Below are 21,160 nucleotides of genomic sequence, written 5' to 3'. Positions count from 1 at the left end.
TTATTCCTCCTTCGCTCCCGCCGTTTCGTATTTTTTCATTTGCGTTTCAAATTTTTTCTCTTTTAATTGATCGCGCTTTTCACGCTTGTCTTTTAAAGAGCTATGCTCTGGATTTTGGTCATACGTTTTCCGGCGGTCAAGACGGTTTAGACCTTCCGGCGTTAAGTTGAACTTTGTATCATCAATAATCGAAAGAACACCGTTGCTTTCAAATTTTTCAAACACTTCAGGATATACTTTTTTATAAAATTCTTCTGCGCTGCCACTTTGGTAATTTTGCGGCTCCGGATAAGACGTAATAACACCTTCAAAGTTTCGAAGCACAACTTTATTGGAGCTTTGAGAAATAATGTAGTTTGGCTGCAGCGGAATTTTACCGCCTCCTCCAGGAGCATCCACGATAAACGTAGGAACTGCATAGCCGGACGTATGGCCGCGAAGTCCTTCCATAATTTCTAGTCCTTTACTGATTGGCGCACGGAAATGGCCGATTCCTTCTGATAAATCACATTGATAAATGTAGTAAGGTCTCACGCGAATTTTTACTAAATCATGCATAAGCTGCTTCATGATTGGCACGCTGTCGTTAATTCCGGCTAAAATAACCGCTTGGTTTCCAACTGGAACTCCTGCGTTGGAAAGCATTTCACAAGCACGCTTTGATTCTTCTGTAATTTCAATTGATGTGTTGAAGTGCGTATTCAGCCAAACCGGATGATATTTCTTTAAGATGTTGCAAAGATTTTCTGTAATGCGCTGCGGGAACACCACAGGTGCTCTTGTACCGATACGAATAATTTCTACGTGCGGAATATCGCGCAAATTTTTCAAAATATATTCTAAAATATTATCATTGATTAATAGGCCGTCTCCTCCGGAAATTAATACATCACGGATTTGAGGGTTGGCAGCAATGTAATTAATAGCTGTATCCAGCTGTTTTTTTGGAACGCCCATGCCAATTTGTCCTGAAAAACGTCTTCTTGTACAGTAGCGGCAGTACATAGAGCACTGATTTGTAACTAAAAACAGCACGCGGTCTGGATAGCGGTGAGTTAAGCCAGGAACCGGTGAATCTTCATCTTCATGAAGCGGATCTTCTAAATCATACCTTGTCTTATGCAGTTCTTCTGAAATAGGAACGGACTGCATTCTGATTGGACATTTCGGATCGTTCTCATCCATTAACCATGCGTAATAAGGAGTGATGTTTAACGGAATCGTTTTGGTTGCAATTTTAACGCCTTCTTCTTCTTGAGGTGTTAAATTGATCACTTTCTTCAAATCTTCCAATGTTTTAATCGTGTTTGTCAGCTGCCATACCCAGTCGTTCCACTGCTCGTCCGTTACATCTTTCCAAAGCTCAATTTCTTTCCAATGTCTGCTTGCTTTATATAATGTATTTTTCATTTTATATTCCCTCCAAAGTTCATTTTTTGAATAGATGTTCTATTAAGAAATTGACCGCACCATATAATAGCGATCTTCTCCTTCGCCAAACTCTCCTGCTCGCGTTTCTTTAATCGTAAAGCCCATTTTTTTATACAGCTTCACAGCACCTTCATTTTTTACATTCACAGTCAAACAAACGCTTTCAAAACTATCTTTTTGTAGAATCGAAAATATTTCTTCTAAGAACAGCTGTCCAATTCCGCTTCCTTGTTTATCAGAGCGGACGTAGAACCCAAAGATATAAGCTTTTGTGACATCTTTGTAATCTCGAAGCAGCTCGCAAATGGCAATTGGCCTTGCGTCATTTTCCTGGAAATATTGAATGAGCTTTCCGTAGCGCGCTAAAGGTACAAGCGTCTGTTCATCCACGGCTCCCATGCCCGGAAACGCATCTTTTTCAAGTTCGATCATCATCTTTTGCTGTTCAGGAGTTAACGATTCCGGCACTTCGATATGATACTGCTCTTTTAATGCATCCATTTTTCTTTCCTCCTTTTTTCACTTTCATACTTGACATCTTGCAGCGGCCATATTGGTTTTGGAATGTGCTGATACTTAAAGGTCGTTAAGCGATTTGACGCTACGCCTGGCGCATCCACATAGATGATAGATCCTACAAGCGGTTCAAAAGCGGCTCTGAAATGATTTTTAGCTTTTAAACCAATGATTTTTTTCGTCGCTGGCTCAATGCCAATATGGCGAAAAAGTTCAGGATCATTGGCTGATACCGGCCTTCCAATCAGCAAAATGTCTAATTCTCCTACTTGAATGTGAGCTGCACCTTTTACATTTACTTTTAAATGCTGATTAAACGGTCCCGAATTGTAAAACTCACCTTCCGACAAAGCAACGACCTTCGCCTCAACTTCAACGGGCTTTCCGAACTCAGGAGAAACTTTTCCTCCTAAGGAAAGAGAGACGTAGTTCCCAACTCCTGCTTGCACGCATTGTTTAATAGATTCAGGGTCATAAAGACCTCCAAACAGTGTCCCCGGCATATTTAGCTTCAGCATGTATTCCAAAAGCTCTGTTGTGTCGCCGCTTCCGCAGCTTAAAGGATTGTCCGCTATATCAGCAAGCACAATTGGCTGTTCGCTTGATAGTTTTAACGCTGTTTGCAGACCTTCTTCAACGGTAGGCAAATCCACGATAAACTCTTCTTTTATACTCCAAAACTGAGAAGCTAGTTTCTTTGCTGTTTTTTCTGCTGTTTCAGGATTCAAAGCTGTTACGAGCACGCTTGCTCCGGCAATTGGAATATCAGAATACGGAAAGCCTCCAAAAATGGAAACATTGTATACGTCTGCTTCTTGCTCAGCTTGCTTAGCAAGGTCAATCATTTTTTTCATAGGGCCTTCTGCTGTTCGCATATTAATTGAGGGCAAAAGCATAGGCAATTTCTTTAAAGACGCATAATAGACAGCGCTTTCTTTTACTTGTGTTAAAAGCGCTCGCGCAGCGTTCACTCCTTGTTCGTACATATCAACATGAGGATATGTTTTAAAACCAAAGTGAAGCGGCGTGTACGTAAGCATATCTTCACTGACATTTGCATGCATATCGAGCGTAGTAGCAATAGGAACGTTATTTCCTATACAGCTTCTTATTTGACCTAACAAATGAGCTTCAGGATCGAAAAGATGCTCTACTACCATTGCGCCGTGCAAAGCAATTAATAAGCCATCTAGCGGGCCGGCGTGAGTAAGCGCATGCAGCATTTGCTTTTCAATTGTGTAATAAGCCGCCGAAGATACAACCCCAGACGGAACTGCAGCTGCACAAACAAGGGGAACGATCTCTACTTGCTTCTCTTGCTTTAACACATCCAAAAATCCCCCTACTTCTGTTTTGGTTCCTGAGTATGCTTTATATATTTCCGTTCCAACAAAATATCCTTCTTGTACAAACTGTTCTATTTCTGTTTTTAATGGACTAAAGCTGTGAGATTCATGATAAAAAAAGGCAATGCCAATGCGATATGAAGACATGTGCTCCTCCTTTTCGCTAAGGTGCGAGATTAATAGTTGGTGTAGACAGACTTCCATTCTGTCATCACATCAAATGCATGATGAGAAACTTCTCTGTGGCCGTTGCCAGACATTTTCATTCCTCCGAATGCTACCCCCATTTCAGCATTAGATGTTCCGTTATTGATATAGACTAATCCGCTAACAGCGTCTTTTGCCGCTCGGCTGGCATAGTGCAAGCTGCTTGTATAAATAGAAGTGGAAAGTCCATACATCGTTCCATTATTGACGCTCATTGCTTCTTCATAGCCATTTACTTCAATAAAAGCAAGCACGGGGCCAAAAATCTCTTCTTGAGCAATTGTGTGATTCGAATGGACGTTATCGATGATTGTAGGCATGTAATAACAAGTCCCTAATTCTGATAAAGCACGACCTCCAAGCGCAATATTTCCGCCTTCTTCCACCGCTTTTTGTACGTAATTTTCTACTAAACGGCACTGCTGTTCATTAACAAGCGGGCCTATTACAACTCCTTCATCAAGACCATTTCCAATTTTCATTTCTTTTGTAACAGCTATTACTTTTTTCAAAAGCTCTTCTTTTACTGAACGCTCCACAATCACTCTGCTAGCTGCGGTACAGCGCTGCCCCGTTGTCGTAAATGCTGATTTAACAATTCCTTCTGCTGCTTTATCCAAATCGGCATCCTTTAATACAATAACAGCATTTTTTCCTCCTAGCTCTAAAGAAATACGCTTTAAGGTTTTGCTGCTCATTTCTGCTAACTGCTGACCAACTTCCGTAGAACCTGTAAATGAGATGATTTTCACTTCAGAGTGCGTAGCAAGCTTTTGTCCAACGATTCTGCCCGATCCTGTAAGCAAGTTAATTGTTCCTTTTGGAAGCCCCGCAGCGTGCAATACTTCCATAAAAATCTTCGCTGAGAGCGCCACTTCTGAAGCCGGCTTCCAGACAACGGTATTGCCAGCGATTAAAGCGGCAAACATTTTATAAGAAGCGAGAGAAACAGGAAAGTTCCAAGGTGTAATACATGCCACAACTCCAAGCGGTTCGCGAATCATTTTTATATCTCGGTCAGGAAAGCCAGCGGGCACTATTTCGCCAAACAAACGTCTTCCTTCTCCCGCCATATACTGAGCTGTTGCAATGACGACACCAACTTCGCCTATGGATTCTGATAGCGGTTTTCCCATCTCTTTTGTCATCACTTGAGCTAGCTCTTCTTTTCGGTCTTCAAAAATCTCAGCTGCTTTTGTTAAAAATGCTGCACGTTCAGGAATAGATGTATTTTTCCAATGGCTGTAGGCTGTACTAGCCGCTCTTACCGCATCATCGACTTGACTAGCCGTAGCGGCTGCGCACGTTCCGACGAGCTCTTGTGTTGCAGGGTTTATACTTTCAAAATAGGTTTGCTCCTCTTCACTTACCCACTCGCCGTTAATATATAAATTTCCTTGTAACAGTTCAGTTTTAGTCTGACTCATATTGTTACCCTCCTTTTCATTTAAAAAGCTAGTTAATTGAAACTGCTTCTGTAATGGCTTCTTCTAGTAAAGACAGCCCTTGATCCAGCACGTCTTTATCAATATTTAGCGGCAGCATTAAACGAATGGTTTGCCCTTTGACTCCACAGTTCATAATTAGCAGTCTTTTTTCCAGCGCTTTTGATTTAATAACAGGGACATAAGCAGCTGCTGTTTCAACATGAAATTCAATACCAATCATCATACCAATTCCTCTAACTTCTTTAATGGCAGGTAAATGTCCGATAGAATGCTGAAGACGTTTCACGATATCCGCGCCTACTTTTTCGCTGCGCTCTACAAGCTTTTCTTCTTCAATGATTGAAATATTAGCTAAAGCAGCTGCGCACGATACTGGATTTCCTCCAAAAGTAGAACCATGTCCAGCTGTTGGCCATTTCTCATGCAGTTCTCGGCTTGCTACAATGGCTCCTAAAGGCATGCCGCCGGAAAGAGCTTTTGCTAAAACTAAAATATCTGGTGTGACTCCAGCATGTTCTGCGGCAAACATTTTTCCAGTGCGCCCAAATCCCGTTTGCACTTCATCAAAAATAAGCAGAATGCCGTAATCATTCGCTATGTCTCTCAGTGCGCGTAAAAAGCTAGAAGGAGCAGGGTAATAGCCTCCTTCGCCCATAACTGGCTCAATTACAATCGCTGCTACGCGTGAAGGATCGACTCGTAGTTCAAACAGCTTTTGCAGTTGATTTAAGCAATATGCTTCTGCATCTTCCTCGTCAACGTTAGGAAGCTGACTTGGATACGGATAAGGAACGTGATACACTTCTCCTAAAATCGGCTCGTAGTAGCTGCGGTATTTTGAGCTTGAAGCCGTAATAGCTGTAGCTCCTAGTGTACGACCGTGAAAAGAACCTTCAAAAGCAATGATTGCTGGCCTGCCAGTTGCCGCTTTTGCTAATTTGAGCGCACCATCAATGGCTTCTGCGCCTGAGTTTGAGAAAAACACCGTGTCTAAGTTTCCAGGCGTAATTTGCGCAAGTTTTTCCGCCAAATTTACTGCTGTTTCGTAATAGCCGTAGTTTAAGCCTAGATGAAGCAGCTGATCTGCTTGTTTTTTTATCGCTTCTACCATCTTTTCATGCGTATGACCCACTGCATTGACAGCTACTCCTGATACAAAATCAATATATTCCTTGCCATCAGCTGTCCAAAATTTTGCACCGTGCGCTTTTTCAATAACAAGCTCTGTTACTCTTGTCATCACCGGTGATAAATGTTTTTTTCCTTTGGTTTGAAGCTCTTCTGTTTTACTTTGCACTTTCATATGACTCATCCTTTCTTATGTGCTGATGAAAAATAGAAAACGCATGATCTAGCAATCTCACTATTTCATCAACTTCTGATTTCGTTATATTTAAAGGAGGACTGATAATGATATGCTCTCCTTTATGTCCATCTATAGATCCGGATCCTGGATAAAAGACGCCTCCAAGCTCCATACAAATTTCATTGAGCTTTTCGCTGGCTGCTTCACGTGGCTCGAAAAATATCTGTTGATTGGCATCTTTCATTAGTTCTAATCCAATTAAAAGTCCGCGGCCGCGAATATCTGAAATATAAGGATACTTGCGCTGCAGAGCTACTAAACATTCCATTAAATACGCGCCTTGAGTTTCAACGTTTTGAAGGATATTCATTTCTTCGTACATATCCAAAGCAGCAAGGCCTGCCGCTATTGAAACAGGATGTCCACTGTACGTATAGCCATGAAGAAATTTTCCCCTGCTATTTTCTAACAGACCTTGAATCAGGCGGTCATGGACAATCATTCCTCCTAAAGGAGCGTACCCAGCTGAAACTCCTTTACCAAACGTTAGGATATCGGGTTCGATTCCGAATTGTTCCACTGCAAAATCAGTTCCCGTTCTCCCGAAGCCTGTCATCACTTCATCAACAATCAAAAGAATGTCATAGCGGCTGCAGAGCTCACGTACTTTTTTGAAATAGTCAAGCGGAGGTACAACAGCTCCTTGCTGACTTCCTACAATGGGCTCTGCGATAAAAGCTGAAATATTTTCTGGACCAAGCTCTAAAATAGTTCGTTCAATATCGGTGATGCAGCTCCAGTTTTGATTTGCCACGCAGTCTTCTTGATTGCGATTATACGGACAGCGATGACAATACGGAGAATAGACGTGCGCAAAATGTAAAAGGTTGGGTGTATAAGGATATCGTCTTTTTACATCTCCTCCAGCTGATAGTGCCCCTATCGTATTTCCGTGATAGGACTGCCACCTTCCGATTACGATGTGTTTTTGCATCTTTCCGGCATCTCTGTGATATTGCCTTGCTAATTTTAATGCACTTTCATTAGCTTCTGATCCTCCTGATGTAAAATAGACTTTGTTTAAATGAAGTGGCGCCATTTTACCAATTTTTTTCGAAAGTTTATGCAAAACATTCGTTTCAAAACGCAATGTATGAACAAACGCCGCTTTTTTTGCTTGCTCCGCCATCGCCTCGGCTATTTGCGCAATGCCGTGCCCTAAATTTGCCGCCACGGCCCCGGAGCAGCCGTCTAAATACTTTTTGCCTTGTTCATCTATTAAGTAGCTTCCTTCACCGTGTGTAATCATTGGGTACTTTTTTGTTAAATCTCTATGAAACACATAGTCTCTTTTTATTTCGTCCATCTTTCCACCACCATCGCCATTCCTAATCCTCCTGCAACGCAAATAGTAGCCAGACCGTATCGTCTTTTTTGCTTTTGGAGCTCATGACACAGAGTTGTTATAATTCTTGCCCCGGAGCACCCTAAAGGGTGTCCAAGCGCAATCGCTCCTCCGTTTACATTCACTTTTTCTGATGTGATGTCCCATTCTCTTAAGCAAGCAATACTTTGAGCGGCAAATGCTTCGTTTAATTCAATCAAGTCCATATCACCTAAGCTTAAACCGACTTTATTTAAAGCAACTTGCGAAGCAGAAACGGGGCCAATTCCCATTTCCTTTGGAGAGACGCCCGCTGCGGCAAACGACACAATCTTTGCCATAGGCGTTAATCCAAGGTGCTCAGCTTTTTCTTCCGACATCAGCAGCAGCATCGAAGCGCCATCGTTTCTGCCGGATGAATTGCCGGCTGTAACCGTTCCATTCTTTTGAAAAACAGGCTTAAGCGCACCAAGCTTTTCTTTGCTAGTAAGACGAGGAAATTCATCTGTTGCAAAATGCCTCATACCTTTTTTTCCTTCTTTTACAGCTACCGGGATAATTTCTTCTTCAAACAAATCAAGTTCTATAGCCCGCCTAGCTTTTTCCTGACTATAAAAAGCAAACTCATCTTGTTCCGTGCGGCTAATACTATATTTTTCAGCGAGCCACTCGGCCGTCTGTCCCATCGTAAACGTTCCGTATAACGTTTCAGGCTGTGATTTTGGCTGACTTTCTGTATTAGAGTCATAGAGTGTTAAATCACCAACGTGAAAACCAAAACGAGTGCCTACCGTATAGTGCGGTGCTTGAGACATGCTTTCTACTCCTCCGGCTAATACCACTTCGGCTTGACCTGATAAAATGGACATAGCTCCATTCATTACAGCCTGCATGCCTGAACCGCACTGGCGGTGCACGGTATAAGCTGGAATACGTTCAGAGAATTGAGCTTTCAGCCCGGCTACTCTCGCTATATTAGGAGCATGAGCGCTTTGTTTCGTCTGTCCGACAATGATTTCATCAACAATCTCTGACGTATATCCCGCTGAAGACAAATTGTTTTTCATCACAAGAGAGACTAGTTCTTCTGGAAGCGTATCTGCAAGCGAACCGCCAAACTTTCCAATAGGCGTTCGAAATGCATTTACAATCACTGCCATTATGCTGTCACCTCATTGTTTTTATTAAATAATTTAGAAACGCGAAAAGAAGCCTGCGTTTTTTGTTGCACTGTCTCTAAAGAAACACCCGGAGCTGTTTCAAGAAGTTCAAGACCATGGTCTGTTACCGAAAAGACAGCTAATTCTGTAATAATCATATCGACTCGTCGCTCTGAAGTAAGCGGATAAGTTAACTCCTCAACCAGCTTTGACTCTCCTTGGCTGTTCGTATGAAGAGTCGTAACAATCACTTTTTTTGAGCCTTCTAATAAATCCATTGCTCCTCCTACGCCAAGAACACTTTTCCCCGGAACAGCCCAGTTCGCAATTCGGCCTACTTCATCTACTTGAAGCACTCCAAGAATCGATACATTCACATGGCCTCCGCGTATCATGGCAAAAGAATCAGCGCTGTTAAAAAATGAGGCACCTTCTAAAACCGTGACGGGCAGCTTTCCAGCATTCACAAGTTCTGGATCTATATAATCTTCTTCAGGAGTAGGGCCAACGCCAAGAATCCCGTTTTCTGAATGCAAAAACACGTGAACATCGGGTGAAATATAATTAGCAACTAAAGTAGGAATGCCGATTCCTAAGTTCACTGTATCTCCGTGACAAAGCTCTTTTGCAGCACGCGCAGCAATATATTGTTTGACGTTCATCTTAATTTTCTCCTTTCACTACGATATAAGTAACGTATAAATGAGGAGTTACAATTTCTTCAGGAGAAATCTGTCCAACTTCAACAACTTCTTCTACTTCTGCAATCACGATATCAGCAGCCGTTGCCATCATTGGATTAAAGTTTCTTGCTGATTTGCTGTAAATAAGATTTCCGAGTCGATCTGCTTTTTTAGCTTTTATTAGAGCTACATCTGCGTGCAGCGATTCTTGCAAAACATATTTCTTTCCTTTTAATACTCGTTCTTCTTTTCCTTCCGCCAGCTGAGTCCCTACGCTCACAGGCGTGTAAAACCCTCCGATGCCCGCACCTCCTGCCCTAATAGCCTCGGACATTGTTCCTTGCGGGATGAGCTCCACTTGGAGTTCTTGTTGTTGATAAGCATGTACAACTTCAGGGTTGGAAGTAAAATAAGAACCTATGGCTTTTTTTACTTGTTTTTTTTGAACCAATACACCTAATCCTTTTCCAGGTTCACCGAGATTATTACTAATAATCTCTAAATCTTTAAGGTTTGATTTGGCAATCGCTTCAATCAGACTAAGCGGGCTTCCAACGAGACCAAATCCACCTACCATAATGCGTGCGCCATCCGTTATTTTTTCTATTGCTTCTTCGCGCGTGATGATTTTGTTCATTTTGTTTCCTCCTTTTCTTTTTATATTTCACAGCGCTCTACGCGAAAAAAACCAAGCAGGACACAATGACTCCCCAAAGAAACAGGGATGTCCCCACTCTTTGTAAAGTGTGTGTGTCTGCTTGGTTTTAATAAGACCATGAAAAGAGGTTGTCTTCTCACTTTATTCTAACCAAACGCTATGTAATTTTTTGATTCACATTATCCCAGTAACGTTGGATTGCAGCCTGAAGCGCTACGATAATCGCCTGTTGAGATGGAGCAAAATAATAATTTTGAATACGTTCAATAAGAGGTTCAATTCCATCTGCAAGGCAGTAACCAATAAGCAGCTTCCGGAAAAAATTTTGCGTTAGCTCCGTAATAAACGTAAACTCAGCATTTACAATTTTATGCTCTGTCAGATCCACTTCTAGTACAATTCCCGCATGCTTATACATTTCATACATGGAAGTTCCCTGTGGAGCTTTTGCATATCCTGTCACAATGACTGTATTCAGTATTTGCATGCCCCTTAATCTCCTTTTAAAAACTATTTAATTACTCCGCACTTTTACACTAATAATTCTGAAAGGTCAAATGAGATTAACTCATATGCTTTTAGTTATGTAAGTGCTTTCATTTTTAAAAAGATATGTTCTTACACAACTAATATTTCGCCTTTTCTAGACAAAATCCTTCTTTTCTTTTAAAAAAACTTTCTATTTTTTTATTTATTCGGCTTTATTGAAATTTATTCGAGTCTCCATCAAACTTTTCATCTGCTATACGGATGGACTCTGTTGGACAGCCTTCAAACGCATCTATTAAATCGTCTTCCAGCTCTTGGGGCACTTCAGCCGTGCCTTGATTATCATCAAGTATAACGAACGCAATTCCTTCATCATCATAATCATAAATATCAGGTGCCGCAGCTCCGCATGCACCGCACGCAATACACGTTTCTTTATCGACTATCGTATATTTCCCCATGATCATTCTCCTAACTAAGTTTAAAAGTTATTACTCATTACCAGCCGCGTTCTTGCATACGATTTTCTGGTAATAATGATGAAATTTCAATCCCTTTCATTGCACTTCCTAACCCTTTTGATAAGCTTGCAATCAGTTCATAGTCTTGATAATGAGTAGTTGCTTCCACGATTGCTCGCGCAAATTTTTCAGGGTTGTCTGATTTGAAGATTCCTGATCCAACGAACACACCGTCTGCTCCAAGCTGCATCATTAACGCTGCGTCTGCTGGTGTTGCTACGCCCCCTGCTGCAAAGTTTACAACCGGTAAGCGGCTTTCACGTTTAATTTGCAGTAATAACTCATAAGGCGCACCTAATAGTTTTGCTTCTGTCATTAACTCGTCTTCATCCATGCCTACAACTTTACGTACTTGAGCGTTGACTTGGCGCATATGACGCACTGCTTCGACGATGTTTCCTGTTCCTGGTTCGCCTTTTGTACGAAGCATCGAAGCACCTTCACCAATTCGTCTTGCTGCTTCCCCTAAATCACGGCATCCGCATACAAATGGAACCGTAAATGTACTTTTGTTAAGGTGATATTCCTCATCAGCTGGAGTGAGTACTTCACTTTCGTCAATATAGTCTACACCCATTGCTTCTAGCACGCGGGCTTCAACAATATGGCCAATACGAGCTTTCGCCATAACTGGAATGGATACAGCGTTCATCACTTCTTCAACAATTGTTGGGTCTGCCATACGAGACACGCCGCCTGCTGCACGAATATCAGCTGGAACACGCTCTAACGCCATAACAGCAACAGCGCCTGCTGCCTCTGCAATTTTTGCCTGTTCTGCATTGATCACATCCATGATAACGCCGCCTTTTTGCATTTCCGCCATTCCCCGCTTCACGCGGTCTGTTCCATTTCTCACCATATTCAATTCCTCCTTTATATGTTCAAATACTTATTATGCAACTTCCATGCCAGCGTTAAAATATAGAAGAAATTAGTAAAAAATATTGATTTTTGTGCCAAATTATTAATCATCTTCTAAATTTTTGGCATGCAAGAGCCAATTTTTTAAACCAAAACAGCTCCCATCCCTATTAGAGACGGAAGCTGTTTTGTTAAGGAACTAACACTAATTTTCCGGTCGTTTTTCTTCCTTGAAGCAGACGATGTACATCTGCCGCTTCATCAAGTGAAAATGTGCCGCCCAGCATTAATTTTAACTGACCGGAATTTACGTAGTTTAATAGCTCATGCAGGCTTTGCTGATAAAGTGTTGGTTTTGCCATCATTTGAGGTAAGAAAAAGCCTAGAACCGATTGATTTTTTTCCATCAGGCGGGCAGGGTTAAATTTTACAGGTTTTCCGCTAGCCATTCCGTAAAAAACGAGGCGCCCAAATGGTGCAAGACATTGAAGAGATTCATAGAATATATGCCCTCCTACCATTTCTAAAATAATATCGGCTCCTTTTCCTTCCGTCACTTCTAAAATTTGTTTTTCCCAGCCTGTTTCTGTATAGTTAATTGCTTCGTCAGCTCCCAGATTTTTTGCAAGCTCAAGCTTTTCTTTGGAGCTCGCTGTAGCAATAACTTTTCCAGCTCCAAAAATTTTGGCAAGCTGAACAGCTAAGGTTCCAACACCGCCTGCTGCCGCATGAACGATGACGGTTTCTCCTTTTTCAAGGCGACCCATTGTCTTTAAGATATGATAAGCCGTGAGTCCTTGAAGAGGCAAAGCAACCGCTTGTGTTAAATCCACATTATCCGGCAACGGAATAAGGCCTCTTGAATCTGCCAGCGTGTACTCAGCGTATCCTGTTGCTCGATTAGATCCCAGCAGCGTCACGACTTTTGTACCTACTTTTATCCCTTTTACATCCTCGCCTACCTCAACCACTTCGCCCGCTACTTCAGAGCCAGGGATAAAAGGCAGCGGTGTTTCGACTACGTATGCTCCTTCACGGCGCGCAGCGTCGGCGTAATTAACGCCGATTGCCGCAACTTTAATGAGCACATCTTTCTTTTTTGGTACAGGGCGTGCAATATCGATAACTTGAAGAACATCAGGTCCTCCGTACTGCGTAAATTGAATGGCTTTCATCTTATATCCCCCTCTTATTTCCCTTGAAATAGTGGCTTTCTTTTTTCTTTAAACGCAGATATTCCTTCTTGATGATCTCTTGTTTCTACCATAAGAACTTGCGTTAGCCTTTCTTGTTCAAGGACTTGTTCTAACGTTAAATGAAAAGAATCATTGACAATTTTTTTCATTTTTCCATACGCTTTCGTTGGTCCTTGTGATAAGCGACTTGCAAAGGATGTGACCTCATCTTTCAGCTGATTTAACGGAACTATACGGTTTAAAAAACCAGCTTTGTAAGCCGTATCGGCATTCATAGGCTCTCCTAAAAATAACAGTTCCTTAGCTTTGTGGGGACCAACGACCTTTGTAAGAAAGTAAAGGCCTCCTCCGTCTGAAATCAATCCAACTTGAGAAAAGCTTAATACGAACCGACTTTCTTCTGACGCAATGATAAAGTCAGAAGCGAGAGCTAAATTAAAAGCCGCTCCTGCTGCAAATCCATGAACTGCTGAAATAATTGGCTTCTCTAGATTTTGCATCGCTAAAATACATTCATTTAAACGGCCGATATGTTCATAAACATCAGATCCGGATGCTTGGCCCATCGTTTTTACATCGCCTCCGGCAGAAAATGAGCGCCCTGCGCCATTTAATATAACCACTTTAATAGACTCATCGCTTTGCGCCTGTTTTATTTCAGATGTTAACTTTCCAATCATTTCCTCACTGAATGCATTTAAACGATCCGGACGATTTAAAGTTAAAGATAAAATAGTCCCCTGCTTTTCTACCACTAAATCACTCATATTTCGGATTCCCTCCTTTTTATTTTGCATTAAACGATAAGCCACCCACCATCTACTAATAAATCACTTCCCGTCATATACGATGCCTCTTCAGACGCTGCAAAAGCAATAACGTTTGCAATTTCATCTGGTTTACCTACACGTTTTAAAGCCGTATTTTTTTCGATTGCCTTAGTGAAGCGCTCATTTTCAAGTCCAGGCTGTGTTAAAGGTGTTTCTACGAATCCAGGAGACACAGAGTTTACTCTGACTCCTTGAGGTGCTAATTCAAATGCCATTGCTTTTGTAAAGTTAATTAAAGCAGCTTTAGCAGCGCTGTAGTGAGGGATTTGTGCACCTGCTTTATGTCCTGAAAGAGAAGCGATGTTAACAATAGATCGATTTCCTCCTATTTCTTCAGTTAAAAAAGGAATCAAATGTTTTGTTACAAGAAACACGCTTGTTAAATTGACGTCCTGCACGTGTTTCCACTGTTCAAGAGTTGTTTCTTTGATGGTTGAATTAACTGATCCGCCTGCGTTATTAATTAATAAATGAATTTGTCCGTACTTTTCTTTTATAAACTCAGCCAGCTCTTTGACGTCTTCTTCTTTCGTTACATCAGCTGGGAAAATATCCGTGCATTTTCGTTCACACCGTGTGTCAATAGCGGATGCAGCCTGTACTAGTTTTTCTTTCGTTCGCCCGACAAGAATGACGCGAGCGCCTTCTTTCGCCATTCTCTGAGCGGTCGCTTCTCCAATGCCGCTTCCAGCTCCTGTAATAACAGCTATTTGCCCTTCAAAACGCATAATATCCCTCCTTATACAACATATCGCCCGCTGTCGATAAATTCACGGGCGATATCTCGATTGCGCGTGAACTCTCCTTCACTTTGCAAATCATTCATCCATTTCCCAAGAATTGTACGGTATTGTCGGTGTTTTTCACCCGTTAACATCCCGTTTATTAATTGTCGAGCCTGCTTTTCAATTTCAAATAGCGTTTCACTGACAACGGTTGCTGTCAGCTTGCTTTTTAATGTTTCTTGTTCTTCTCCATTTTTGTTCACGGCTTTTTCCGCGCGCAGCACAGATGACTCTATCGCAAATAGTCCAACAGCAATTTCTGCGAGCTTCATCAGCGTTTCTTGTTCTTGTGCTAAGTTGGCGTTAAACGTTTGGAATGCTGTTCCTAACAAAGCAAGAAATAAATGTCTTGTGGTAATAACCGCCTGCTTTTCTCTTGCTAGAAGTTCATTTGAAGATATTTCCCACTGACCGCTCATCAATTCACTAACAGCATGTTCTACTTGTTTGCTCAGCTCTATTTCTCCTTTGGCTGCTTTTTTTAGAAGCTGAGTTGGAAGCAAAAGGCGGTTGATTTCATTTGTGCCTTCAAAAATACGATTGATGCGTGAGTCACGATATACTTGTTCTATTTTATATTCCTGAATAAACCCTGCGCCTCCATGAAGCTGCAGCGATTCATCGGCAATTAAATCAAGGGTTTCCGATCCATACACTTTACAAACTGAACATTCCATTGCAAATTCAGCCAGCTGTTTAGCTACTAACTTATGATTTTCACTTTCATATAAGCCGCCAAGCGCCTCTTCTAGTAAACCAGCTGTACGGTACTGAATAGATTCAGATGCAAAAATACGAGCTGCCATTTTTGCTATTTTTTCTTTTGAAGCATTAAATTCTGCAATAGCTGTTTTAAACTGCTTGCGTTCTTTTGTATAAGCTAAAGCAAGTTCAAACGCATATTTCGCTGCGCCCATACATGCAGAACCTAAGTTAAAACGTCCAAGGTTTAAGACGTTCAACGCAATCAAGTGACCTTTTCCTACTTGTCCAAGTACGTTTTCTACGGGTACTAAACAATCTTCATAAATAACTGGACGAGTAGACGAACCTTTGATTCCCATTTTCTTTTCTTCTGGCCCGAGAGACAGTCCTTCAAAACCTTTTTCTACAATAAAAGCGGTAAAATGTTCACCGTCTACTTTTGCATACGTGATGAACGTATCTGAAAAGGCAGCATTGGTAATGTACTGCTTCGTTCCATTTAATACATAATGCGTTTTTTCAGGATTTAATACGGCTTTTGTTTGGGCTGCAAGAGCATCAGAACCTGCTTCTGGCTCTGTCAAACAGTAGGCCCCAATATATTCGCCGCTTGCCAATTTAGGCAAGTATTTTTCTTTTTGCTCCTTGGTGCCAAAATACGTAATAGGAAGTGTCGCAATGCATGTATGATTAGAATGAGCGACTCCATATCCGCTTGTGCGGCCAATGATTTCACCGACAAGTCCTTTGCTTACTTTATCAAGACCTAGTCCTCCATATGCTTCTGGAATACTGTGAGCAAGAAGTCCAAGCTCGCCTGCTTTATGCATTAATTCTACTACTTTATTAAAATCCTGCTGCTCAATGTCATTATGGTAAGGGTCTACTTCTTTTTCAATAAACTGCTTTGCCGTCTGAGCAATCATATGATGCTCAGACGTTAAGTCTTCGGGTGTATAAACGTGATGCGCAGATGTTTTTTTTAGTAAAAATGATCCGCCTTTTGCTTCAGTTTTCATTTCAGACATATCGTGTCCTCCCCGTTTACTAGCTTTTTTTTCACTGCCTTAGGAACTACGGAATAGACGTTTTTTTGGCTGACAAAGCCAATTTCGTTTAGAAAGCCATACTGAGTGAGCATTTCTCCTACGGCTGAGCGCTTCAATATTTCAACAGGTGAATGCTCATAAGCCTCATACAAAAGCAGTGCGGCTTTTGCAGCATCCGTTAAATGAAATGTTTTTAGTTGCAGCAGACAGCTTATAAAGTACCCCGCTCCATACAAATATTCTAGACAGAAGCGATCGGATGAACCTGAACAAACTAATAAAACAGTTTCATCTTGACCTTGCTGACAAACAGCACTGGCAACCGCTTCTCCGTTTAAAAGCGAAGCTGTATATACATGGTTTGCTTTTTCAGCGTTATGAATGGCTACGGTTCCATTAGTCGTGGACAAAATAACCGTTTTATTTTGAACATGCTTCTTTAACGTGCTGGGATTCGGATCAAAAAAGCCTTCAATCGTTTTCCCTCTATATTCGCCTACAAGCGCAATATCATCAGGCTTGTACGTTTTTGCTTTTTCACGCGCTTCTTCTTCGTTTTTTACCGGAATAACTTCTCTTGCTCCTTGCTGTAAAGCAGCCGCAATTGTTGATGTAGCTAATAAGACGTCAAATATAACAACCGTTTTTCCTTCTAGCTTTTTGGCAAGAAGCTCTTCCTTTTTAAGTATTACGTGAACTTTTCCTTTCATATATGTCCTCGTTCTGTGTGCAGAGCATGAATAATTAGTGTTTTTACATAATCTCCAAATTGTGAAAACCGTTTATCATTTGTTTGGCCTTTTTTATAACGGTAATAAATTTGCTGACAAATGACAGCAAGCTTGAAGTACGCAAATTTCAGGTAAAAGTCAATGTGTGAAACATCCCGTCCGCTTTTTTTAGCGTATGCTTCTACAAAATCTCGCCGGGAATAAAAGCTTTTTTGCACAGTAACAGGTGGATTTCCGAGTCCTCTTTTCAAAAGTTCAGGATCGCTGTCTTCCATCCAGTAGCTCAGCGCCACTCCCAAATCAGCAAGCGGGTCTCCAACGGTTGTCATTTCCCAGTCAAATAATCCTACAATTTTATTTCCATCCGGCGAAAATAACGTATTGTTAAGCTTATAATCATAGTGAATAATGGTCGAATGCTGTGTAGTGGGGATGTGTGTGGTCAACCATTTTTTTAGGGCTTCTACTTCCGGTATGTCACTTGTTTTTGATTTTTCATAACGATGAATCCAGCCGTGTACCTGACGTTCTAAAAATCCTTCGGGCTTGCTGATTTTTTCAAGAAGCGTGCCTTTATAAGGAACATCATGAAGCTGAGCAAGGACATCCACCATTTGTTCTGAAATACAACGGCAAAGTGCGCTAGTTCCTTTCACTTCCTCTGGAAACGCTGTGTCGATGAGAACACCGTGCTTTCTCTCCATTAAAAAAAAGGATTTCCCGACCACCGTCTCATCTTCACAAAACACATACGGCCGAGGAGCGAGAGGGAAAGACTTCGATAAAACAGATAAAATCTTGTATTCTCTTTGCATGTCATGCGCTTTTGGCGCAACTGGGCCAAAGGGAGGGCGTCTCAACACCGCCTCCCACTCTCCGACTGAAAGAGCGTAGGTTAAATTGGACGCACCTGATCCAAATTGCTTGATTAAAAGAGGCTCTTTAGGTAAATCTGGAATCGAAACACGGAGAAACTGATGCAGTTTTTCCGTGTTTAATTCCTCTCCTTTTCGTACAGGAATGATTTGTGACATTCTTTTACCACCTGCTTTTTTATAGTTAAACAGCTACTTTATAATTCATCAAAAACTGCTTAATGTCCGCTGGAATAGACACGCTTTTTTGTGCATCAAAATCAAAGTACACAATGACAGCTTCTCCTTTAGCAATCAGCGATCCCGTCTTGCTGTCGGTAATTTCATGACCAATTGTAAAGCTTTTATTGCCGACATTAGATACAAAGGTTTTAATCATTAGCACTTGATTAAAATAACCTTGCGCAACAAAATCACATTTAGTAGACGCTAAAATATACTCCCACTTTTTTGTATGCATGGATGCTCCCATTTCTTCAAAAAAAGCAATACGGGCCTCTTCTAAATAAATGAAATAGCTCGTATTGTTAATGTGACCGAGTGCGTCTGTTTCGCAAAAGCGCACTTTGACCTGTGTTTCATACATGATCTTCTCCTCCTTTACTTATGTGAAAAAACAGCGGGACGCTTTTCAATAAATGCTGATACTCCTTCTTTAATATCTTCTGTTTGAAAGACTTCTTCAAACAGCTCTGCCTCAAGTTCAAGACCTTCAGATAATGTACGATTTATTCCTTCGTTTACCGCTGTCTTAATTCGAGAAAGTGACGGAAGAGAGTGACGGTTAAATTTCTTAGCCAGCTCTTTTGCTTTTTCGAGCCCTTTTCCTTTAGGCGTTATATGATTGGCAAAGCCTGCATGAAGTGCTTCTTCTGCAGAAACAGGACTGCCGGCAAACATCCACTCTTTAGCTTTAGAAACGCCGATTACGCGTGGAAGACGCTGAGTTCCGCCACCTCCAGGAAACAATCCGAGCTTCACTTCCGGAAGACCGATTTGAGCATGTTCTTCGGCAATGCGTATATCAGCGGTTAGTGAAAGTTCGCATCCTCCTCCAAACGTTAAACCGTTTAACACGACAATTGTTGGTTTTTCAATGTTTTCAAGTTTTTGCAAAACACGATGGGTTTTCATAAACTCTTCTTTAATGCCGCTTTGCCCCATTAACTGAGGAAACTCTTTAATATCAGCTCCAGCCATAAAAGCCCGGTCGCCCGCTCCTGTTAAAATGATTGTAATGACATCAGGGTCTTTACTAAGCTCTTCATACGTTTCTTCAAGCTGCTGCACAACAGCCTGGCTCATTACATTTAAAGGCGGGTTATCAATGGTTACAATTGCCGTTTTCTCCTCTTTTTCAACACGTACAAATTTTTTCATCATTACTTCACTCCTTGTGTGTGGTATGTGTAAAAACCTCTTCCTGTTTTACGTCCAAGCTCGCCTTTTTGAACTTTTTCTTCAATGCACGCAGCTGGCTTGTCCTCTGGATCCCCCGTTTCGCTATAGCGCTGCTGCATCACAAAATATCCGACGTCAATTCCCGAGAGATCCATCAATTCAAAAGGACCGATCGGGTGATTGAGCGCTTTTTTGCAAATCGTATCAATGTCTTCAAAATCTGCGTATCCATTTTCATAAAGGAAAACGGCTTCTTTTTGCAACGCTCCTAAAATTCGATTAGCAATAAAACCTGAGATTTCTTTTTTCAGAAGGACTGCTGTGCGATTAATTTGCTTGCAAACGTCCATTGTCGTTTGAGCTGTTTTTTCACTTGTCTTTTCACTCATCACAACTTCTACGCAGTCCATTACAAGGGGAGGGAAAAAGAAATGCATGTTAACGATTTGCTCTGGACGGTTTGTTGCACTTGCAATAAGCGAGTTAACAATTGTTGAACTATTCGACGCTAAAATGGCGTGACTTGGTGCGTACTCATCTATTTCTTTAAAGACACTTTGTTTTACATCTAACTTTTCTACCACAGCTTCAATTATAAAATCAGCATTTGAAACCGCTTCCTTTAATGTGTTTGTAAAAGACAATCTTCGGAATGCGGCTTCCTTAGCCTCAGAAGAGATTTTTCCTTTCTGAACCCACTTGCCTATAATTGCTTCCAGCTTGTCTTTTGCATTAATGAGTGATTGTTCATTCATATCTTGAATAATTGTTTCATATCCTCCGAGTGCACAAAGCATACCGATTTGATGTCCCATTTGTCCTGCTCCAATAACAGCAATACGCTGTATATCTTTACTATTCATGTTATAGCCTCCTTTTAATATAAAAGGAGAGAAAGGGCTTGTACTTTCCCGCCTTTTACGAGCACTGTCTAGCCTAGCAGCTACTATGACTCAATACCTTTCATCAGCATCTTATAAAAAATAGCCGCAACTTCTCGATCTGTCTTTTCACCATCTGGCTGAAACCAAAAATAGCTCCAATTCGTCATTCCTAATATGCCTAGCGTCACGATATCTGAAGGCAAATCTGAACGGAACTGCCCTGCTTCCATGCCTTTTTCAATAATTTCCTGTACGTTTTCTTTAAAACGATCGCGTTTTGGAATGATTTGTTCTAAGTGTTCTTCACTCAAATGACGCATCTCTCGAAAAAACACTTTAGCTCGAAGACCTTCTTTCTCAATATCATGAACAAGTTTAAAAATAATGCTGTGAAGTTTTTCTGGATAAGATGTTGTCTTATCTGCAAGAATCGTTTCTTGGTTTTCTATTAATCTTTCAATATATTGAAGGTGAATATCCATTAAAAGCTCTTGTTTGCTTTTAAAATAATAATAAAACGTTCCCTTTGTGACGTTTAATTCATTTACAATATCTTGAATAGACGTTTCTTTGAAACCTTTTTGAGCAAAAAGCTGAATGCTTCGTTCCATCATCAAATCTTTCATCGTCAAACCCTCTCTGTCTTTTCTCATTTTCACAAATTATACCATGGCTTAGAGGGAGCTTTTGA

The 21,160-nt window shown here is 41.2% G+C and carries 22 protein-coding genes; all 22 read right to left on the bottom strand.

What is annotated here, in order from left to right:
* The 22 genes from kamA to ACFX4E_RS17730 all read right to left on the bottom strand — a co-directional run bounded on the left by kamA (position 1) and on the right by ACFX4E_RS17730 (position 21,095).
* On the bottom strand, positions 1–1,410 hold the full coding sequence (kamA, locus tag ACFX4E_RS17835; protein ID WP_028408513.1) for a lysine 2,3-aminomutase: 1,410 nt from the start codon (positions 1,408–1,410) through the stop codon (positions 1–3).
* A 42-nt stretch (positions 1,411–1,452) separates the two neighbouring features.
* Complete coding sequence (locus ACFX4E_RS17830; protein ID WP_028408514.1) at positions 1,453–1,932, bottom strand: GNAT family N-acetyltransferase; 480 nt, start codon at positions 1,930–1,932, stop codon at positions 1,453–1,455.
* Entirely contained in the window at positions 1,920–3,440 is a 1,521-nt protein-coding gene (locus tag ACFX4E_RS17825) for a M81 family metallopeptidase (protein WP_098432831.1), read from the bottom strand. The genes ACFX4E_RS17830 and ACFX4E_RS17825 overlap by 13 nt, the downstream gene beginning before the upstream one ends.
* Before the next feature lie 29 nt (positions 3,441–3,469).
* Entirely contained in the window at positions 3,470–4,927 is a 1,458-nt protein-coding gene (locus ACFX4E_RS17820; protein WP_060745632.1) for an aldehyde dehydrogenase family protein, read from the bottom strand.
* 28 nt (positions 4,928–4,955) lie between these two features.
* Positions 4,956–6,251 (bottom strand): aminotransferase class III-fold pyridoxal phosphate-dependent enzyme, encoded by a 1,296-nt coding sequence (locus tag ACFX4E_RS17815; protein ID WP_028408517.1) that lies wholly within the window; start codon positions 6,249–6,251, stop codon positions 4,956–4,958.
* On the bottom strand, positions 6,235–7,620 hold the full coding sequence (locus ACFX4E_RS17810; RefSeq protein WP_377237943.1) for an aminotransferase family protein: 1,386 nt from the start codon (positions 7,618–7,620) through the stop codon (positions 6,235–6,237). The genes ACFX4E_RS17815 and ACFX4E_RS17810 overlap by 17 nt, the downstream gene beginning before the upstream one ends.
* Entirely contained in the window at positions 7,608–8,798 is a 1,191-nt protein-coding gene (locus ACFX4E_RS17805; RefSeq protein WP_028408519.1) for a thiolase family protein, read from the bottom strand. The genes ACFX4E_RS17810 and ACFX4E_RS17805 overlap by 13 nt, the downstream gene beginning before the upstream one ends.
* Complete coding sequence (locus ACFX4E_RS17800; protein ID WP_028408520.1) at positions 8,798–9,460, bottom strand: 3-oxoacid CoA-transferase subunit B; 663 nt, start codon at positions 9,458–9,460, stop codon at positions 8,798–8,800. The genes ACFX4E_RS17805 and ACFX4E_RS17800 overlap by 1 nt, the downstream gene beginning before the upstream one ends.
* A 1-nt stretch (position 9,461) precedes the next feature.
* Entirely contained in the window at positions 9,462–10,118 is a 657-nt protein-coding gene (locus ACFX4E_RS17795) for a CoA transferase subunit A (RefSeq protein WP_013057067.1), read from the bottom strand.
* 178 nt (positions 10,119–10,296) lie between these two features.
* The gene (locus tag ACFX4E_RS17790; RefSeq protein ID WP_013057066.1) at positions 10,297–10,626 is read right to left on the bottom strand and encodes a DUF3870 domain-containing protein; all 330 of its coding nucleotides are present in this window, start codon (positions 10,624–10,626) and stop codon (positions 10,297–10,299) included.
* 214 nt (positions 10,627–10,840) lie between these two features.
* A complete protein-coding gene (locus ACFX4E_RS17785; protein WP_013083172.1) occupies positions 10,841–11,089 on the bottom strand; it encodes a ferredoxin in 249 nt (82 codons plus the stop codon).
* Positions 11,090–11,126: 37 nt separating this feature from the next.
* Positions 11,127–12,011 (bottom strand): pyridoxal 5'-phosphate synthase lyase subunit PdxS, encoded by an 885-nt coding sequence (gene pdxS, locus ACFX4E_RS17780; RefSeq protein ID WP_377237944.1) that lies wholly within the window; start codon positions 12,009–12,011, stop codon positions 11,127–11,129.
* A 193-nt stretch (positions 12,012–12,204) separates the two neighbouring features.
* Entirely contained in the window at positions 12,205–13,188 is a 984-nt protein-coding gene (locus ACFX4E_RS17775; protein ID WP_098331704.1) for a quinone oxidoreductase family protein, read from the bottom strand.
* Between the two features lie 14 nt (positions 13,189–13,202).
* Positions 13,203–13,976, bottom strand: coding sequence for an enoyl-CoA hydratase/isomerase family protein (locus tag ACFX4E_RS17770; protein ID WP_028408523.1), 774 nt, complete (start codon positions 13,974–13,976; stop codon positions 13,203–13,205).
* A 29-nt stretch (positions 13,977–14,005) separates the two neighbouring features.
* Positions 14,006–14,767, bottom strand: a complete 762-nt coding sequence (locus tag ACFX4E_RS17765) for an SDR family NAD(P)-dependent oxidoreductase (RefSeq protein WP_060745639.1) — start codon at positions 14,765–14,767, stop codon at positions 14,006–14,008.
* Between the two features lie 11 nt (positions 14,768–14,778).
* The gene (locus ACFX4E_RS17760) at positions 14,779–16,557 is read right to left on the bottom strand and encodes an acyl-CoA dehydrogenase family protein (protein ID WP_377237945.1); all 1,779 of its coding nucleotides are present in this window, start codon (positions 16,555–16,557) and stop codon (positions 14,779–14,781) included.
* Positions 16,545–17,288 (bottom strand): 2-phosphosulfolactate phosphatase, encoded by a 744-nt coding sequence (locus ACFX4E_RS17755; RefSeq protein WP_377258461.1) that lies wholly within the window; start codon positions 17,286–17,288, stop codon positions 16,545–16,547. Before ACFX4E_RS17755 ends, ACFX4E_RS17760 begins: the two co-directional genes overlap by 13 nt.
* Entirely contained in the window at positions 17,285–18,343 is a 1,059-nt protein-coding gene (locus ACFX4E_RS17750) for a phosphotransferase family protein (RefSeq protein ID WP_028408527.1), read from the bottom strand. The genes ACFX4E_RS17755 and ACFX4E_RS17750 overlap by 4 nt, the downstream gene beginning before the upstream one ends.
* Positions 18,344–18,368: 25 nt before the next feature.
* Positions 18,369–18,770: an acyl-CoA thioesterase gene (locus ACFX4E_RS17745; RefSeq protein WP_013083164.1), complete on the bottom strand. Its 402-nt coding sequence runs from the start codon at positions 18,768–18,770 to the stop codon at positions 18,369–18,371.
* Positions 18,771–18,784: 14 nt separating this feature from the next.
* Positions 18,785–19,567, bottom strand: a complete 783-nt coding sequence (locus tag ACFX4E_RS17740; RefSeq protein WP_028408528.1) for an enoyl-CoA hydratase — start codon at positions 19,565–19,567, stop codon at positions 18,785–18,787.
* On the bottom strand, positions 19,567–20,448 hold the full coding sequence (locus tag ACFX4E_RS17735) for a 3-hydroxyacyl-CoA dehydrogenase family protein (RefSeq protein WP_377237947.1): 882 nt from the start codon (positions 20,446–20,448) through the stop codon (positions 19,567–19,569). Before ACFX4E_RS17735 ends, ACFX4E_RS17740 begins: the two co-directional genes overlap by 1 nt.
* 83 nt (positions 20,449–20,531) lie before the next feature.
* Complete coding sequence (locus tag ACFX4E_RS17730; RefSeq protein ID WP_025751919.1) at positions 20,532–21,095, bottom strand: TetR/AcrR family transcriptional regulator; 564 nt, start codon at positions 21,093–21,095, stop codon at positions 20,532–20,534.
* Positions 21,096–21,160 lie beyond the last annotated feature (65 nt).

Origin of the sequence: Priestia sp. YIM B13491, from assembly GCF_042787605.1 — a bacterium.
In the GTDB taxonomy this organism is placed as follows: domain Bacteria; phylum Bacillota; class Bacilli; order Bacillales; family Bacillaceae_H; genus Priestia; species Priestia megaterium_E.
This window is presented reverse-complemented; position numbering and strand designations above follow the sequence as displayed.

What these genes read in the sequence shown, in the direction of transcription:
- ACFX4E_RS17735 (WP_377237947.1), bottom strand. Translation starts at nt 20,448, where the DNA reads ATGAATAGTAAAGATATACAGCGTATTGCTGTTATTGGAGCAGGACAA.
- ACFX4E_RS17775 (WP_098331704.1), bottom strand. Translation starts at nt 13,188, where the DNA reads ATGAAAGCCATTCAATTTACGCAGTACGGAGGACCTGATGTTCTTCAA.
- ACFX4E_RS17745 (WP_013083164.1), bottom strand. Translation starts at nt 18,770, where the DNA reads ATGTATGAAACACAGGTCAAAGTGCGCTTTTGCGAAACAGACGCACTC.
- ACFX4E_RS17760 (WP_377237945.1), bottom strand. Translation starts at nt 16,557, where the DNA reads ATGTCTGAAATGAAAACTGAAGCAAAAGGCGGATCATTTTTACTAAAA.
- ACFX4E_RS17805 (WP_028408519.1), bottom strand. Translation starts at nt 8,798, where the DNA reads ATGGCAGTGATTGTAAATGCATTTCGAACGCCTATTGGAAAGTTTGGC.
- ACFX4E_RS17820 (WP_060745632.1), bottom strand. Translation starts at nt 4,927, where the DNA reads ATGAGTCAGACTAAAACTGAACTGTTACAAGGAAATTTATATATTAAC.
- ACFX4E_RS17765 (WP_060745639.1), bottom strand. Translation starts at nt 14,767, where the DNA reads ATGCGTTTTGAAGGGCAAATAGCTGTTATTACAGGAGCTGGAAGCGGC.
- ACFX4E_RS17770 (WP_028408523.1), bottom strand. Translation starts at nt 13,976, where the DNA reads ATGAGTGATTTAGTGGTAGAAAAGCAGGGGACTATTTTATCTTTAACT.
- ACFX4E_RS17750 (WP_028408527.1), bottom strand. Translation starts at nt 18,343, where the DNA reads ATGTCACAAATCATTCCTGTACGAAAAGGAGAGGAATTAAACACGGAA.
- ACFX4E_RS17755 (WP_377258461.1), bottom strand. Translation starts at nt 17,288, where the DNA reads ATGAAAGGAAAAGTTCACGTAATACTTAAAAAGGAAGAGCTTCTTGCC.
- ACFX4E_RS17825 (WP_098432831.1), bottom strand. Translation starts at nt 3,440, where the DNA reads ATGTCTTCATATCGCATTGGCATTGCCTTTTTTTATCATGAATCTCAC.
- ACFX4E_RS17830 (WP_028408514.1), bottom strand. Translation starts at nt 1,932, where the DNA reads ATGGATGCATTAAAAGAGCAGTATCATATCGAAGTGCCGGAATCGTTA.
- ACFX4E_RS17815 (WP_028408517.1), bottom strand. Translation starts at nt 6,251, where the DNA reads ATGAAAGTGCAAAGTAAAACAGAAGAGCTTCAAACCAAAGGAAAAAAA.
- ACFX4E_RS17730 (WP_025751919.1), bottom strand. Translation starts at nt 21,095, where the DNA reads ATGAAAGATTTGATGATGGAACGAAGCATTCAGCTTTTTGCTCAAAAA.
- ACFX4E_RS17740 (WP_028408528.1), bottom strand. Translation starts at nt 19,567, where the DNA reads ATGATGAAAAAATTTGTACGTGTTGAAAAAGAGGAGAAAACGGCAATT.
- pdxS (WP_377237944.1), bottom strand. Translation starts at nt 12,011, where the DNA reads ATGGTGAGAAATGGAACAGACCGCGTGAAGCGGGGAATGGCGGAAATG.
- kamA (WP_028408513.1), bottom strand. Translation starts at nt 1,410, where the DNA reads ATGAAAAATACATTATATAAAGCAAGCAGACATTGGAAAGAAATTGAG.
- ACFX4E_RS17810 (WP_377237943.1), bottom strand. Translation starts at nt 7,620, where the DNA reads ATGGACGAAATAAAAAGAGACTATGTGTTTCATAGAGATTTAACAAAA.
- ACFX4E_RS17800 (WP_028408520.1), bottom strand. Translation starts at nt 9,460, where the DNA reads ATGAACGTCAAACAATATATTGCTGCGCGTGCTGCAAAAGAGCTTTGT.
- ACFX4E_RS17795 (WP_013057067.1), bottom strand. Translation starts at nt 10,118, where the DNA reads ATGAACAAAATCATCACGCGCGAAGAAGCAATAGAAAAAATAACGGAT.
- ACFX4E_RS17785 (WP_013083172.1), bottom strand. Translation starts at nt 11,089, where the DNA reads ATGGGGAAATATACGATAGTCGATAAAGAAACGTGTATTGCGTGCGGT.
- ACFX4E_RS17790 (WP_013057066.1), bottom strand. Translation starts at nt 10,626, where the DNA reads ATGCAAATACTGAATACAGTCATTGTGACAGGATATGCAAAAGCTCCA.